The sequence below is a fragment of the Rhizobium sp. GN54 genome (genome assembly GCF_021026345.1).
Classification (GTDB): Bacteria; Pseudomonadota; Alphaproteobacteria; order Rhizobiales; family Rhizobiaceae; genus Mycoplana.
In genome coordinates, this window is sequence record NZ_JAJNCZ010000006.1 from 141,574 (window position 1) to 156,257 (window position 14,684).

Genomic DNA, 14,684 nt, shown 5'->3' on the forward strand with positions numbered 1-14,684 from the left:
GGGCGGGCAGCCGCCTTCGATGCATGCATTGAAATCGCTGCGTTCGCAGCGAGCTGTGGGGCGGAGGATTGGGCGTGTTTCTCGATTATTTTGCGCTCGGCGTGCTGCTGTTTACCGTGCTGACGCTGTTCTACGGCATCATCGCCATTCACGACATCCCGCACAGGATCGCCAAGTCGCGCAAGCACCCGCACCAGGACGCCATCCACGTCGCCGGCTGGGTCAGCCTGTTCACGCTGCACGCCATCTGGCCCTTCCTCTTCATCTGGGCGACGGTCTATCGCGAGGATCGCGGGTGGGGCATCCGCCGGGACGGAAAGCTGCAATCCGAGATACAGGCGAACGCCGAGGTCGCCCGGTTGCAGGCGCGCGTCGCGGAGCTGGAAGAAAAGCTCGGACAGAGGGAGATCGCCTGATGGATCTTCTCCTCATCCTGACCTATGCGGCGATCTGCGTGGCGATCTTCAAGATATTCCGGGTTCCGGTCAACCAGTGGACGGTCTCCACCGCCGTTCTCGGCGGGATCTTCCTGATATCGGCCCTGCTCCTGATCATGAGCTACAACCACCCCTATTCCGGGGACGGCCGCATCTACTTCACCTCTGCTCCGGTGATCCCGGCCGTTGGCGGCATCGTGGTCGAGGTGCCGGTGAAGATGAATGCCCCCCTGAAGAAGGGCGACGTGCTCTTTCGCATCGACCCGCGGCCCTACCAGTACACGGTGGACCAGAAGATGGCGTCGCTTGCGGAAGCGGAGCAGTCGGTGCGCCAGTTGAAGGCGGCGCTCGACGGCGCGGTCTCGCTCGTTGCCGGAACGGAAGCCTCGCGCGACAGGGCGCAACAGAGCTACGAGCGCTATCTGGAGATCTTCGAGAGCTCGAGGACCCGCACCGGCGAGACGGCGGTCTCGGAGCTCGAAGTCGAAAATCGTCGCGGCGCCTATCTGACGGCACAGGCGGCGGTCGGCACGGCCCAGGCACAGGCCATGCAGGCGCGGCTCGCCTATGAATCGCAGATCAACGGCATCAATCCCACCGTCGCCCGCCTTCAGGCGGAATTGCGCAATGCGGAATTCGAACTGGACCAGACGACGGTGCGGGCGCCGAGCGACGGCTATGTGACGCAGGTGTTCCTGCGGCCGGGCATGATGGCAAATCCCCTGCCGTTTCGCCCGGTGATGGTCTTCATCAGCAGCGAGGAGCGCATCCTTGCCGCGGCCTTCATCCAGAACTCGCTCCAGCGCGTTCGCGTCGGCGACGAGGCCGAGGTGTCGTTCAAGGCCGTTCCCGGTCGGATCTTCAAGGCGAGGGTCGGCAACATCATCGATGTGATGGCGCAAGGGCAATTGCAGCCCACGGGAGCACTGATCGATCCCCAGGCGCCCGAACGGCTCAATCCCGGGCAGACGCTCGCCGTGATCGAGATCCAGGACGACCTCAGCGCCTACCAGTTGCCGGGCGGCGTCGTCGCGGACGTCGCCGTCTACACCGAGCACTGGCATCATGTGGCGATCCTGCGCAAGGTCCTGCTGCGGATGAGCGCCTGGATGAACTTCGTGTTCCTGGAGCATTGAACGGCCGGGCGCCATAGCTGTTCGAGCGGCAACCGTCCGCTCTCCGGCGGGCGGCGAGATCCTTCACCTGAGGCTTGGCAAGGACAGGCAGGAGCAATGAGCAGCAGTTTTGACCTGCCCGTGTTCAGGGGGCTGTCAGGCTACAGGGTAGGCTGGCTGCGCGGCGATATTTCGGCTGGTCTCTCGATTGCGGCCGTCGGCCTGCCGAGCGCGATCGCCTATCCCGCCATTGCCGGCCTTCCGCCGGAGACGGGCCTCTATGCGAGCATCGCGGCGCCGCTCGCCTATGCCGTCTTCGGCGATTCCCGGCGCCTGATCGTCGGTCCCGACGCGGCGACGATGACCGTCCTTGCGGCGGCGATCACGGCCATCGCTGCGGCAATGCCGGCCTCGGCGGCGATCGACCGGGTGGGCATAGCGGCCGCCCTTGCGATCGGTGTCGGCGTGCTCTGCCTGGCGGCCAGGGCGATGCGGCTCGGCGTTCTCGCGACCTTTCTCTCCCGCCCGATCCTCGTCGGCTTCTTCGCCGGCATCTCGGTGTCGATCCTGATCGGACAGATCGGCCGCTTCACCGGCGTCAGGATCGAGGCGGACGGGCTGCTCGCTCCGCTGATCGAGCTCGTGCAGAAGCGGGATCTGATCCATTGGCCGACGGTGGCGCTCGCGCTCGCCATGTTCGCGGTGCTGCAGGTGGCGAGGGCCCTGCGGTTTCCTGTCCCCGGCCCGGTAGTCGTGGTGGCGGTCGCCGTCGCGCTGTCGGCGCTGTTCGATTTCAGGGGAAGGGGGATTGCCGTCGTCGGCGACATTCCCACCGGCTTCCCCACCCTTTCGCTGCCGCCTGTCGCCAGCCTGCCGATTGACGGCCTCCTCCTCGGAGCCGCCTCGGTGTTCCTCGTCAGCTTCGGATCCGGCATCGTTGCCGCACGCAGCTTCGGTGCCCGGATCGGCGAAGACGTGGACGCCAACCGGGAGCTTGCCGGCCTCGGCAGCGTCAACATCGCGAGCGGGCTTTTCGGCGCCTTTCCCGTCAGCTTTTCGGATTCCCGGACGGCGATCAATCTCTCCGTCGGCGGTCGCTCGCAACTCGCCGGCGTGGTTTCGGCGCTGGCACTGATCGCGACCCTGCTCTTCCTCAACGATGCCCTGCGCATCCTGCCGGTGGCGGCGCTTGCGGCGATCCTGGCCGCAGCCGCCATCAGCCTCATCGATGTCGCCGAGCTGAAGCAGATCTGGCGGATCAGCCGCGCGGAGTTCGCCTTCGCGCTGATCACCATGTGGGGCGCCATCAGCCTGGGCGTCCTGAACGGCGTGGTCATCGCCATCGCCGCCACCCTCGTCTACCTGTTGCGGAACATGATGTACCCGCGCGACGCCTTCCTCGGGCGCATTCCCGGAAGCGACGGCTTCTACAAGCTGCATCGCCGCGCCGAGGCGCGGGCCGTTCCCGGCCTGGTGGTCTGGATGCTGGAGGGCAGCCTGCTGTTCTTCAACACCGACTACGTGCACGACCGCCTGCGCACCATCATCGCGGAGCTTCCCGAGGGCACCCGCTGGTTCATGCTGGACGCGAGCGCCATCACCCAGATGGACAGCACCGCGACGGCGATGATCGACGAGGTGAGGCAGGAGATGGCCGCCCGCGGCGTCGAGTTCGGCCTCGTCGAGGTCCATGCCGAGGCGCGGGTGCTGCTGGAGCGGGCCGGCGTGATCGACCGCATCGGCGCCGACCGCGTCTTCGACGACCTCGACGATGTGTTGCAGGCGTTCCGGGTCCACGAGATCGAAAGCAGGACAGTCGCTGAAAGCTAACGTCAATCCGAGGAGATGAGGCGATGGGCAAGCACAAGGGCGAACGGGCAGCGTCTTCCGCGCAGGCGGAGGACAAGAAGAGCAGGAAGAAGAGCTACGAGAAGCAACTGGCGCGCCTGCAGGTGGAGCTCGCGCATCTCCAGGCCTGGGTCAAGAAGTCGGGCGCACGCATCGTCGTCATCTTCGAGGGCCGGGATGCGGCGGGCAAGGGCGGCGTCATCAAGCGCATCACCGAACGTGTCAGTCCCCGCGTGTTCCGGGTGGTGGCGCTACCCGCGCCGACCGACCGGGAGAAGACGCAGATCTACATGCAGCGCTACATCGCCCAACTGCCGGCGGGCGGCGAGATCGTCATCTTCGATCGCAGCTGGTACAACCGGGCCGGCGTCGACCGGGTGATGGGCTTCACCACCGAGAAGAAGGCCAGGCGTTTTCTGGAACTGGCACCGCGCTTCGAGGCGGCGATCGTCGAAAGCGGAACGATCCTGCTGAAATACTTCCTCACCGTCAGCGAGGACGAACAGGAGCGACGTTTCCGCCAGCGCATCGACGACCCCGTGCGGCAATGGAAGCTCAGCCCGATGGATCTCGAATCCTACCGGAAGTGGTGGGACTATACGCGCGCCTACGACGATATGATCCGCATGACCGACAGCGAGCACGCGCCCTGGTGGATCGTGCCCTCGGATGACAAGCAGCGGGCTCGGATCAATTGCATCTCGCATCTGCTCGAATCGATCCCCTATGAGCGCGTGAAGTTCGATGAGCCCGAACTCGGCAAGCGGCAGAAGCGGCCGGACGACTATGTCGAGGACAAGACCCCGCGCAAGGTCGTGCCAGACGTGGAGTGGTGATCTCCTGCAGCCCGCAGAGCCCTTGCGTCACGGCGCTGCGGGCGGCTTCCCGGCGATCGCTGACGGCTTTTCGACCGGCGGCGGCGCGCCGTCCGGATGTCGGACCCAGGCCACGAGCAGGTCGTAGAACACGCTGAGGACGATCGGCCCGAGGAACAGGCCGATCAGGCCGTAGGAGATCGTGCCCCCGATCACGCCGGTGAGGATCACCAGCATCGGCGTCGACAGGCCCCGCGAGACGAGGATCGGCTTCATGACGTTGTCGATCACGGCGATCGGTACGAGGAGCAGGGTCAGGGCCAGCGCCATTCCGGCCGACATCGACAGCCAGCCCCAGATGATGACGGGCAGGAGCACCAGCCCGGGGCCGAGCTGGACGATGCAGAGAATGAGAATGACGAATGTCAGGATGGCGGTGGCGGGCACGTGGAAGCCATAGAGCACCATCCCGGCCAGGAGCGTCTGAAGCAGAGCCACGCCGATGACGCCGCTCGCCACGTTGCGGATCGTGGAGGTGGCGAGCCGGATGAAGCCCACGCCCCGCTCGCCGGCGATCCGATGGGCGAAGCGATTGGTGTTTTCCGCCAGCCGCGGCCCGGGCACGAGCAGAAAGCCCGATACGATCACCGAAGCCATGAAGGCGAGCAGGCCCATGCCGATGCTTGCGACCTTGGCGAGGACGACGCCGCCGGCCTTGATGAGCGTGGGCTGGAAACGATCGATGGTCTCTGCAAGGTTGCTGGTCGCCAGCGACCAGGCCCGGTGCAGGTCCTCGCCGAAGACCGGCCATTCTCGAAGTCCGGCCGGCGGGCTCGGCAGGTGCAGCGTGCCCGTGTCGAGGTTGCGGGCGAGATGCTCCGTGGCCTCGAGAAAGCCGAGGCTCAGCGCCGTCAGCGGTCCCAAGATCAAAGCGAGGTTGAGCGCGGTCAGCGTGATCGCCGCAAGCCGCTTGCTGCCGCCAAGGACAACCGTGAGGGCCCGGTAGGCCGGGTAGAGGGCCACGGCCAGGATCGCCGCCCAGATGATGATGACGAGGAACGGCGCCACCAGCTTCAGCGACCAGTAGGCGAACAGCCCGACGATGCCGAGCCTGACGAAGTCGGTGATCCTCGTCTCCATCTCGTCCGCGCCCTGCTGCCCGGCGGGATCAGGGGCAATCTCTCTGTCCATGCGTCACCTCCGGACGCCTGATGCGGTCGGGACGCCATTCGCGCTCGCGGTCCCCGAGGCGCGGCGTCATGCTGAAACGGGACGCTTGCGGTGTCTCAGGCGACCGGCGGTTCCCAGTTCAGGTAGAAGCCGATATCGCCGGGAATGCCGCCGGGAAAATTGATGACCATGGCCTTCAGGCGATAGCCCTGCGGCTGGGCGTTGGCCTTGAAGGCGTCGAAGAGCTCCTTCGCCTTGCCCTGGAGTGTGCTCGGCCAGTCCGGATCGGCATTGTTGATCGCCCGGCCGCTGTCGCTGCAGAAGCTCGACGGAAAGCTGTAGACCAGCGCCTCCATCTTGCCTTCCTTGACCGCCCGCATGACGACGTTGCGAATGATCGACCGTTCCTCTTCACCGACATGCTTGTGGAAGAAGTCGTCGGCGAACTTCGACAGTTCTTCCTGCTGGCGCTTCCTGATCTGGTCCTCCCGATCCATCTCCGCCATCTGCTGCGTGAGGATGTTCTTGCGCAGGTCCTCGGCGCTGGGGACGGCAGGCCTGCCGGTGTCTGCCTTGTCATTCTGGCTCATGGCACACCTCCTGGAATGTCGCTTGGGTAGATGACGCATCCTGATCGCCGGGCCGCGGCGACATACGGCAGTCCGTCGGCCAATGCCGAGCGGATGGCGGTTGCGGTGACCCCCCGATTTCGCAGCCGGCCCGATATCGAAATGATACCAACTATCCCGGTCCGGAGCGAGTGTGTTGAATGCGGTGCTTGCAGCCCGCTTCCGACCTCGTATCCTGCTGTCCGGGGTGGAGAGGCGATGCCGATGCAGGAGCGATATGCCGTGGCTGCGGGGAGCGACAGGAAGGTTCGGGACTGGGTCATTGCCGCGCCGGTCAAGGCCGCACTGGTCCTGCTCGGCGACCGGGATGTGCTCGACCGGGCGGAACGGCGGCAGGCCGCAAATTTCGTCCGCGACGAGGACAGGCACCGCTACAGGGCCGCGCACCTTCTGGCGCGCGCGGCGATCGGGGCATCGATCGGTCGCGACCCCGCAAGCCTCGTGTTCCGGCTAGAGCCGAACGGCAAGCCGGTTCTCGTCGGCGCGCCGGGCGTGGACGTCAACCTGTCCCATGGCGGCGACTGGATCGCGGTCGGCCTGTCGGGTTCGGGCCGGGTCGGCATCGATGTGGAGGCGGACAGGCCCGAGCTGTTCTGGCGCGAGATCGCCGCGTCCTTTTTGTCACCGGAAGAGGTTTCGACAACCCTGTCGCCCGGCGCGGTCCCGTTCCTGAGATTGTGGACCGCCAAGGAGGCGGCCTTGAAGGCGGCAGGCAGCGGGCTGTCGATCGCGCCCGACCGGGTCACAGTGGAGCACCGGCCGGATGGTTTCCGCGTCGCCCTTCCCGCGGGCACATACGATGGGTGCTGGCTGAGCCTCGACGACGGCCACCTGCTCGCGGTAGCGACCGACGGCGCGTCCTTGCGGCTCGTGCGGTGCAGCGATCCGGACGCGTTGCGCAAAGCGCTGCACGAACTGGCTGGTCCCAAATCGGGTTAAAAGCGCAACGCCGGCGTGGTCGGTTGAAAGCTCCGCAACAAGGGGCCTAGTCAGGCGGCCTTCACGTCCTTCTCGCGCAGGGCGTCGGGCTTGCCGTAGAGCCCGATGTTCGCATCGCCCCAGTCTTTCAGGGCCAGCAGGACAGGCTCCATGCTCCGCCCCAGACGCGAGAGGCTGTATTCGACCTTCGGTGGAACCTGGGCGTAGACCTTGCGATCGATGAGGCCGTCCTGCTCGAGTTCGCGTAGCTGATTGGTCAGCATGCGCTGGGTGACACCGGGAATCTGCCGGCGGAGCTCGTTGAACCGGAGCGTCCCGTCCAGCAGGTGAAACAGGATCACCGACTTCCACTTGCCGTCGATGAGTCCGATCGCAGCCTCGACGGAGCAACCCGGACTGCAATCGAAGCGGCTGTGGCGAACCTTGGCCATGACAGTATCCTTTTGTGCACTATAGGCTTTTTTTGTGCGCATTGCGTCTCCGAGAATATAGTCCCATCCTTGCGTCATATCAACTTGTCTCAAGGAGAATGTCATGAAAGCCGTTGCATACAAGAACGCGGGAGACCTGGACCGGCCGGACGCGCTGGTGGACGTGGAGCTGGAAAGGCCGGTGGCCGCGGGCCGGGACATCCTGGTCGAGGTTTCCGCCGTTTCCGTCAATCCGGTCGACTACAAGATCAGGAAGGGCGTCTCCGCCGAGCCCGGCCAGTGGAAGGTTCTGGGCTGGGATGCGGTCGGCCGCGTGCTCGAGGTGGGAGAGTACGTTCAGTCGTTCAAGCCGGGTGATCGCGTCTTCTATGCCGGTTCGCTGATCCGTCAAGGTGCGAACAGCCAGTATCACCTGGTCGACGAGCGGATCGTCGGGCATGCGCCGCAGACGCTTTCCGACGCCGAGGCGGCCGCGCTGCCGCTGACCGCGATCACGGCCTGGGAGATGCTGTTCGACCGGCTCGACATCCGCAGGCCGGTCGCCGGTGCCTCGAAATCCATTCTCATTGTCGGCGGTGCCGGTGGCGTCGGCTCGATCGCGATCCAGTTGGTGCGCGCCCTGACCGACCTGACCGTGATCACCACGGCGTCGCGGCCGGAGACCCGGGACTGGGTTCTGGAACTCGGCGCCCACCACGTGATCGACCATGGCAAGCCGCTGGCCGAGCAGGTGGAAGTGCTCGGCATCGGCGCGCCGTCTTACGTGTTCTCCACGACCGAGACGCAGCACCATCTTGCCGAGATCATCAAGCTGATCGCGCCGCAGGGCCGCTTCGGCTTGATCGACGATCCACAGAGCCTCGATGTGACCGGCTTCAAGAGGAAGGCGGTTTCGATCCACTGGGAGTTGATGTTCACGCGGTCGATATTCGAGACCGCCGACATGGACGAGCAGGGCAAGTTGCTCGACGAAGTCGCACGCCTCGTCGATGAAGGACAGGTGAGGACGACCGTGACCGAAGTGCTGAAACCGATCAATGCCGCCAACCTCAAGCGGGCGCATGCCGTTCTGGAAAGCGGCAAGGCCCGGGGCAAGATCGTCCTTGAAGGCTTCTGATCCCGCCAGGCAGGGCGAGGCGGGCGTGCGCTTGCCGCGGTCCGTCCGACTCATCGCCGCGGCCTTCGCCGGGATCAGGACCTTTCGAAACATGACCGCCGGCGGCCGAGACAGAGACGGGAGACGGCGGCGGCCGAAGTATCGGCAGCGCAGCTGCCGATACCATGCGTCAGCCATCAATTAAGCGCGCGGAATATATGAATAACTGACCCATCCTGTAGTTGAATCACATGCCGTTCCCGGCTAGTCTTCAAATCGGGATAGGGAGACAAGTCGGGGATGCCTTGTCATCCGGCGGCAAGACTGGTTCGGTCGTGTCTGTTCCTCCCGACGATGATCGACGGCAAGCAGTGCATCGCATAAGTCCACCCGAAGGGACAAAACTTCGACCATGGAGTGTCGGCATGCCTGAAGCGAATAGCAAATTCCCCTCTATGTTGCGGTCCCTGATGAAGGTTCCGTCTGGCACCTGCTGACGCCGGAGTTGGCGGCAGGTCTCCTGCCGAGCGGACGTTCCGCATCAATACTTGTTCTGAACTGGTCGAAGAGGGGAAGCGCTTTCCGCGCTGATGCGCGGTGTCGCGCATGTTCGCCGAAGGCTCTGCGCATCTCCGTCAAGAAGCTTTGGACGTCGTGCGAATGGGAGTTCTGCCATGAGAACAGACAATGGAGTGAGCATATCGCCAGCGTTCGATCCTGGCTTTAGCCCCGCCACCCTGCATTCGCGCCCGCCTCGCGCCAATACGCCGGCGCCGGTCGATACGGCAATGTCGCCCTCGGTCGCTGGCTATACCTTCTCCACCGATGACCTGCCGGTCGCTGAGCGCTTCGATGCCTGGCGACGCTCCTTCGCACCGATGCTCGAGGTGACGCGGGATGCGAGGACGGAGTTCCAGGGCAGCCAGGCCCTATGGGATCTGGGCGGCCTTGGATTCTCGCGCATCAAGACGGGAGCCTTGCGTTTTTCCAGCCACCCGGCCCATGTCCAGTGCCGCCCGCTCGACCATTGGGTGATGACGCTGCTGCTCAGCGGGCAGTGCACCACGACGACGGAGCGTTCCACCTTCCACGGGCGGCCCGGCATCGTCCAGATCCACTCGCTGGGGCGGCCGTATCACGGCGTGGTTTCCGACAGCGAGATGCTGATGCTCTGGGTGCCGCGCGACTTCTGCCGCGACATGGCGCGGATCCTGGATGCGGCGGAATTCACCACGCTGGATACGGCCATGGGGCGCATGTTCACCAGTTTCATGATCGGTCTCGCCCATCAGTTGACCTGCATGCGGATCGACGAGTTGCCGCGGTTGATGTCGGCCACGCGCGACATGATCCTGGCCTGCGTGGAACCGACCGACGACCGCCTGGAGGACGAGAGCGATGCCATCTCGGGTGGCCTGCAGGAGCGGGCGCGGCAGTTCGTGCAGATGAACCTCTTCAATCCGCGACTGAGCGCCAAGCTCCTGATGCGTGAACTGGCGGTCTCGCGCACCCGCCTCTATCGTCTGTTCGAGCCGGCGGGCGGGGTCAATCGCTATATCCAGCACAGGCGCCTGCTCGACGCCCATTCCGCGCTGGCAAACCCGCGCGAGCAGCGTCGCATTCTCGATATCGCCGAACAACGTTGCTTCGACAGCGCCGATTTCAGCCGCGCCTTCAAACGGGAATTCGGCTACAGCCCCAGCGAGGTCCGCAAGGGCAAGCGGATCGGCGCGCCCAACCATGCCGACGCCAACCTGGCGAGCCTGCCGCCGGAAGATCGGCTCGGCGCGCTCCTCTGGCGCCTCCAGAGCGGCGCCAAATCCGAAATCGCTCCCTGCTGCGCGATCGCCTGACGGCGCCGGAACAGCCGTGCTCCGGGTTCCTCTGGATCGCGATCAGTGCCGGCGGCGAAATCGCCGGTATCTCCCCGAAACCGTTCCATTTTCGGCATGACGATCATGCGGGAGCCGGCGCCGGCTCCTTCGTGTCGGCCGGCACGGGTGTTGCCGTTGCTTCCGGCGGCACGCGGAACCAGACCACATAGAGGGCCGGAAGGAAGATCAGCGTCAGCACCGCCGCCACGATCAACCCGCCGATCACCGTGAAGGCGAGCGGCTTCCAGAAGGGATCGCGCACGATCGGCAGCATGCCGAGAATGGTCGAGCCGGCGGTCAGGAAGATCGGGCGAACGCGGTTGGCCGTCGCGTCGATGACGCTCTGCCAGGTCTTGCCCTTTTCCTCGATCCGCTTGTCGATCTGGTCGATCAGCACCACCGAGTTGCGGATGATCATGCCGATGAGCGCGATCATGCCGAGAACGGCGATGAAGCCGACCGGCGTGCTGGTGATCAGCATGATCGCCACCACGCCGATGAGTCCGAGCGGCACGACGCTGAACACCAGGAGCAGGCGATTGAGGCTCTGCAACTGGAACATCAGGATGATGATCATGATGATCGCCATGACCGGCAGCATCTCGGTGACCGAGGCCATGCCGGTCTCCGCACCTTCGACCGATCCGCCGATCTCGATGCTGAAGCCCGGATTGTCCCGACGCAACTGCTCGATCCGGGGCTCGGCCTCCTCGACGACGGATGCCGCCAGCACACCCTCGGTCATGTCGGCCTGGACCGTGATGGTGGGGACGCGGTCACGTCGCCAGATCAGCGGCTGGGTGGTCCGGTATTCGATCGTTGCGATGCTGGCCAGCGGTACGGTGCGGTTCGGCCCGATCGGGATCTGCAGCGATCGCAGGGTATCGATATTGGCGCGCTCTTCCGGTGCCGACCGCGCCACGACGTTGACGAGATAGATAGCGTCCCGCACGTGCGTTATTGGCAGGCCGGACGTGGTGGCGAAGAGCGATTGTGCGATCGCCGACGAGTTCAGGCCGACGAGACGGGCGCGGTCCTGATCGACCTCGATGACGACCTTGCGGATCGGCTCGTTCCAGTCGAGGTTCGGCGCGATAACGCCGCGGACGTCGCCGAGCACGTCGGCCACTTTCCAGGCGAGGTCGCGCACGCTCGCGACATCGGGGCCGCCGATGCGATACTGGACCGGCCAGCCGACCGGGGGGCCCATTTCGAGCGGCGACAGCCGGGCGACGACGTTGGGGAATTTCTCGTCCAGTTCCGTCTGCAACCGCGTCTGGAGGGCGTCACGTCCCTCGACGCTGCTGGCGATGATGACCGCCTGCGCCCGGAACGGCGCGGGCGGCTGGATGTCCATCGGCAGGTAGAAGCGGATGGCATCGGAGCCGACATAGAAGCTCCAGTCGACCACGTCTTCATCGCCGGCGAGAATCTCCTCGACCTGTCGCGCAGTCGCCTCGGTGGCATGGATCGATGCGTTCTGCGGCAGCACGAGTTGCAGCATCAGTTCCGGGCGGTCGGACGGCGGGAAGAACTGCCGGTTCATCAGCCCCGAAGCGAGCAGCGAGACGACGAACAGTCCGACGGTTGCGGCAATGACGACAAGGCGCATCCGCATGCATGTGTGTAGCAGGCGGCGGAAGGTGCCGATCAGCGCGCTCTCTGGCTTGCTGCCGGATGCCGTTCCCGACTTCAGCACCGCAAGCCCGATGATCGGCATCAGGAGCACGGCGATCAGCCATGAAATGATCAGCGCATAGGCGATGACGAGGAAGAGCGAGCGGGCATATTCGCCGGAAACGCTCTGGGCGAAGCCGACCGGGATGAAGCCGGCGATGGTCACGAGCGTGCCGGCGAGCATCGGAAAGGCGGTGGAGGTATAGGCGAAGGACGCCGCCTGGACGCGCTCCATCCCTTCCTCGAGCTTGGCCAGCATGATCTCGACGGCGACCATGGCATCGTCGATCATCAGCGTCAGCGCGATGATGAGGGCGCCGAGCGAGACGCGCTGCAGCGCGATCCCCGTCATCTCCATCATCAGGAAGGTCATCGCCATCACGAGCGGGATGGACACGGCGACCACGAGGCCGGCGCGCAGGCCGAGTGCCACGAGGCTGCAGCCGAGAACGATCAGGATCGCCTGCATCAGCGAGACGGTGAAGCCGCGGATCGCGTTGGTGACGACCTCCGGCTGGCTTGCGACCTGCACCAACTCGATGCCGATCGGCAGGTCGTTCTGGAAGCGCGCCATCACCGTGTCGATGTTGCGGCCAAGCGCCAGGATGTCGCCGCCGCTCGCCATCGATACGGCGATGCCGAGCGCCGGCTTGCCCTTGATGCGGAACATCGGCTGCGGCGGGTCGACGGTGCCGCGCACCACGCTGGCGATGTCGCCCAGCCGGACGAAGCCGGACGCTGTCGGTATGTTCAGGTTGCGGATGTCGTTCTCATCCTTGAGGTCGCCGGAAACCTCGAGCACGGTGCGGTCGGCGTCGGTCGTCACCGTGCCGGCGGGCAGGACGGCGTTCTGCGCCTGGATCGTGCTGATGATGGTGGCGCCGCTCAAGCCCAGGCTCGCCAGCCGCTGCGTCGAGAATTCGATGTAGATCGTCTCGTCCTGGGTGCCGAGCATCTCGACCTTGCCGATCTTCTCGACCTGCAGGAGGCGATTTCGCGCCTCATAGGCCCAGTCGCGCAGCTCCCGGTCACTGAAATCCTCGGAGGTCAATCCGTAGATGATGCCGAAGGTGTCGCCGAACTCGTCGTTGAAGAACGGGCCGGCGACGCCGGGCGGCAATGTGTGGCGGATGTCGCCCACCTTCTTGCGGACCTGGTACCAGACTTCCGCGACCTCGGCCGGCGGCGTCGAGTCGTCGAGCACCACGTAGATGACGGACTGGCCCGCCGTCGTCAGGCTGCGCAGCGAATCGAAGAAGGGTACCTGCTGGAGCGTGCGTTCCAGCCGATCGGTCACCTGGTCGCTCTGCTGCTCGATCGTCGCCCCCGGCCAGGCGGCGCTCACGAGCATGGTCTTGACGGTGAAGTCAGGATCCTCGCTGCGGCCAAGGTTCCAGAAGGACAGGGCGCCGGCGATGGCGCCGAGAAGCATGAGGAAGACGATCAGGCCCTGGCGCTTGATCGCCCATTCGGACAGGTTGAAGCCGCCGCTCATTGAAGGCTTCCTTCGAGCAGGCGGACGGCCATGCCGGGCCGCAATTGCTGCGCGCCGGCGACGATGACGTGGTCGCCGTCGGCGATGCCCTTGGTGACCAGGAAATCCTGCGTCTCGAAGCGAAGGACCGTGACCGGCACGAGCTTCGTCGTGCTGCTGCCGGGATCGACGATCCAGACTGCCGAGCCGCTGCCCTGATTGAAGAGGGCGGTCATCGGCAGCCGCGCGACCGGATCTCCGGTCAGCCGGACGCTGCCGCGCACGGCGCTGCCGAAGCGGAAGTCCTCCGGCGGGTTGTCGAGGGCGACGCGGACGGTGAAGTTGCGGGTGATCGGATCGGCGACCGGCGAGATCTCGCGCACCCGGCCGCCTGTCGTGCTCTGCGGGTTGCTGAGGAGGCGAACCTCGATGCGCATGTCGCGGCTCGCGGACTGGATCGCGCTTTCGGGCACCTGGAAGACGGCGTCCTTCTCCTCCATTCGCGCGACCCGGACCACCATCTGGCCGCCGCCGACGATCTGCCCGACCTCGGCGCCGACGGCGGTGACGACGCCGTCGGCATTGGCCATCACCGTCCGGTTGTCGAGGTTGTTGTTGGCAACGCGCAGGGCCGCGTCCGCCGCATCCACGCTCGCCTGCGCCGTGGTCGCCTGGGCGATCGCCGCGTCGAGCGCCTGCCGCGTCGCCGTCCGCGGATAGAGGGACTGCAGCCGGTCGCGGTTCAGGACGGCGTTGTCCAGGTTTGCCCGGGCGGCGAAGGTGTTGGCCTCCGCCTTGCGGACGGCGTCCTGCTGGTCTTCGCTGTCGAGCCGGGCGAGCACGTCGCCGGTCTTGACGAGGTCGCCGACATCGACCGTGCGCTCGCGGACCTCCCCGCCCTGGCGGAAGCTGAAACTGGTTTCGAACCTGGGTTGGACCTCCCCGACCAGCGAGCCGAAAGTGTCGTCCGGGTTGAAGGAGACGGTGACCGTCTTGACCGGCCGCGGCGGCAGTTCCGCCTGCTCGTCCTCGCCCTGGCAGCCGGACACGAGCAACAGGGCGGCGGCCAGACCCAGACCGCGCAGGATGACTTTTCTCGATGCGGAAAGCGTGCGCGTCATGGCGACCTCGTCTGGAGGGAAAAGGTGCTGTGCGCGGTCACCCGCGCACAGGCTTCGG

General features: G+C 65.6%; 12 protein-coding genes. 7 read left to right on the forward strand and 5 right to left on the reverse strand.

Annotated elements, in window-relative coordinates; translation table 11 throughout:
* Positions 1-74: 74 nt before the first annotated feature.
* The 4 genes from LQK81_RS17160 (at position 75) to ppk2 (ending at position 4,236) form a co-directional block, all read left to right on the forward strand.
* On the forward strand, positions 75-416 hold the full coding sequence (locus LQK81_RS17160) for a DUF3302 domain-containing protein (RefSeq protein WP_183806633.1): 342 nt from the start codon (positions 75-77) through the stop codon (positions 414-416).
* A complete protein-coding gene (locus LQK81_RS17165) occupies positions 416-1,573 on the forward strand; it encodes an HlyD family secretion protein (RefSeq protein ID WP_230807588.1) in 1,158 nt (385 codons plus the stop codon). Before LQK81_RS17160 ends, LQK81_RS17165 begins: the two co-directional genes overlap by 1 nt.
* Before the next feature lie 96 nt (positions 1,574-1,669).
* Entirely contained in the window at positions 1,670-3,382 is a 1,713-nt protein-coding gene (locus LQK81_RS17170) for a SulP family inorganic anion transporter (protein ID WP_230807589.1), read from the forward strand.
* A 23-nt stretch (positions 3,383-3,405) separates the two neighbouring features.
* Positions 3,406-4,236, forward strand: coding sequence for a polyphosphate kinase 2 (gene ppk2 / locus LQK81_RS17175; protein WP_230807590.1), 831 nt, complete (start codon positions 3,406-3,408; stop codon positions 4,234-4,236).
* 27 nt (positions 4,237-4,263) lie between these two features.
* On the opposite strand, the gene LQK81_RS17180 is transcribed toward ppk2, so the two are convergent.
* Positions 4,264-5,406 (reverse strand): AI-2E family transporter, encoded by a 1,143-nt coding sequence (locus tag LQK81_RS17180; RefSeq protein WP_230807591.1) that lies wholly within the window; start codon positions 5,404-5,406, stop codon positions 4,264-4,266.
* A 95-nt stretch (positions 5,407-5,501) separates the two neighbouring features.
* Positions 5,502-5,975 carry a hypothetical protein gene (locus LQK81_RS17185; protein ID WP_230807592.1) on the reverse strand — a complete coding sequence of 158 codons (474 nt, stop codon included), beginning with the start codon at positions 5,973-5,975 and terminating at the stop codon, positions 5,502-5,504.
* Positions 5,976-6,218: 243 nt separating this feature from the next.
* Between LQK81_RS17185 and LQK81_RS17190 the strand changes: the two genes are divergently transcribed.
* Positions 6,219-6,953, forward strand: coding sequence for a 4'-phosphopantetheinyl transferase family protein (locus LQK81_RS17190; RefSeq protein ID WP_230807593.1), 735 nt, complete (start codon positions 6,219-6,221; stop codon positions 6,951-6,953).
* Positions 6,954-7,003: 50 nt separating this feature from the next.
* Here LQK81_RS17190 and LQK81_RS17195 read toward each other — a convergent pair whose 3' ends face one another.
* A complete protein-coding gene (locus LQK81_RS17195; RefSeq protein ID WP_230807594.1) occupies positions 7,004-7,384 on the reverse strand; it encodes a winged helix-turn-helix transcriptional regulator in 381 nt (126 codons plus the stop codon).
* A 103-nt stretch (positions 7,385-7,487) separates the two neighbouring features.
* Here LQK81_RS17195 and LQK81_RS17200 point away from each other — a divergent pair, with 103 nt between their 5' ends.
* On the forward strand, positions 7,488-8,501 hold the full coding sequence (locus tag LQK81_RS17200; protein WP_230807595.1) for a zinc-binding alcohol dehydrogenase family protein: 1,014 nt from the start codon (positions 7,488-7,490) through the stop codon (positions 8,499-8,501).
* Between the two features lie 653 nt (positions 8,502-9,154).
* Positions 9,155-10,333 (forward strand): helix-turn-helix domain-containing protein, encoded by a 1,179-nt coding sequence (locus LQK81_RS17205; protein ID WP_230807596.1) that lies wholly within the window; start codon positions 9,155-9,157, stop codon positions 10,331-10,333.
* A gap of 103 nt (positions 10,334-10,436) precedes the next feature.
* On the opposite strand, the gene LQK81_RS17210 is transcribed toward LQK81_RS17205, so the two are convergent.
* Positions 10,437-13,526 carry an efflux RND transporter permease subunit gene (locus LQK81_RS17210; RefSeq protein ID WP_230807597.1) on the reverse strand — a complete coding sequence of 1,030 codons (3,090 nt, stop codon included), beginning with the start codon at positions 13,524-13,526 and terminating at the stop codon, positions 10,437-10,439.
* Positions 13,523-14,626, reverse strand: coding sequence for an efflux RND transporter periplasmic adaptor subunit (locus tag LQK81_RS17215; RefSeq protein WP_230807598.1), 1,104 nt, complete (start codon positions 14,624-14,626; stop codon positions 13,523-13,525). Before LQK81_RS17215 ends, LQK81_RS17210 begins: the two co-directional genes overlap by 4 nt.
* Positions 14,627-14,684: the final 58 nt, after the last annotated feature.

Coding starts and splice junctions, on each gene's coding strand:
- LQK81_RS17165 (WP_230807588.1), top strand. CDS start 416: ATGGATCTTCTCCTCATCCTGACCTATGCGGCGATCTGCGTGGCGATC.
- LQK81_RS17170 (WP_230807589.1), top strand. CDS start 1,670: ATGAGCAGCAGTTTTGACCTGCCCGTGTTCAGGGGGCTGTCAGGCTAC.
- ppk2 (WP_230807590.1), top strand. CDS start 3,406: ATGGGCAAGCACAAGGGCGAACGGGCAGCGTCTTCCGCGCAGGCGGAG.
- LQK81_RS17180 (WP_230807591.1), bottom strand. CDS start 5,406: ATGGACAGAGAGATTGCCCCTGATCCCGCCGGGCAGCAGGGCGCGGAC.
- LQK81_RS17185 (WP_230807592.1), bottom strand. CDS start 5,975: ATGAGCCAGAATGACAAGGCAGACACCGGCAGGCCTGCCGTCCCCAGC.
- LQK81_RS17190 (WP_230807593.1), top strand. CDS start 6,219: ATGCAGGAGCGATATGCCGTGGCTGCGGGGAGCGACAGGAAGGTTCGG.
- LQK81_RS17195 (WP_230807594.1), bottom strand. CDS start 7,384: ATGGCCAAGGTTCGCCACAGCCGCTTCGATTGCAGTCCGGGTTGCTCC.
- LQK81_RS17200 (WP_230807595.1), top strand. CDS start 7,488: ATGAAAGCCGTTGCATACAAGAACGCGGGAGACCTGGACCGGCCGGAC.
- LQK81_RS17205 (WP_230807596.1), top strand. CDS start 9,155: ATGAGAACAGACAATGGAGTGAGCATATCGCCAGCGTTCGATCCTGGC.
- LQK81_RS17210 (WP_230807597.1), bottom strand. CDS start 13,526: ATGAGCGGCGGCTTCAACCTGTCCGAATGGGCGATCAAGCGCCAGGGC.
- LQK81_RS17215 (WP_230807598.1), bottom strand. CDS start 14,626: ATGACGCGCACGCTTTCCGCATCGAGAAAAGTCATCCTGCGCGGTCTG.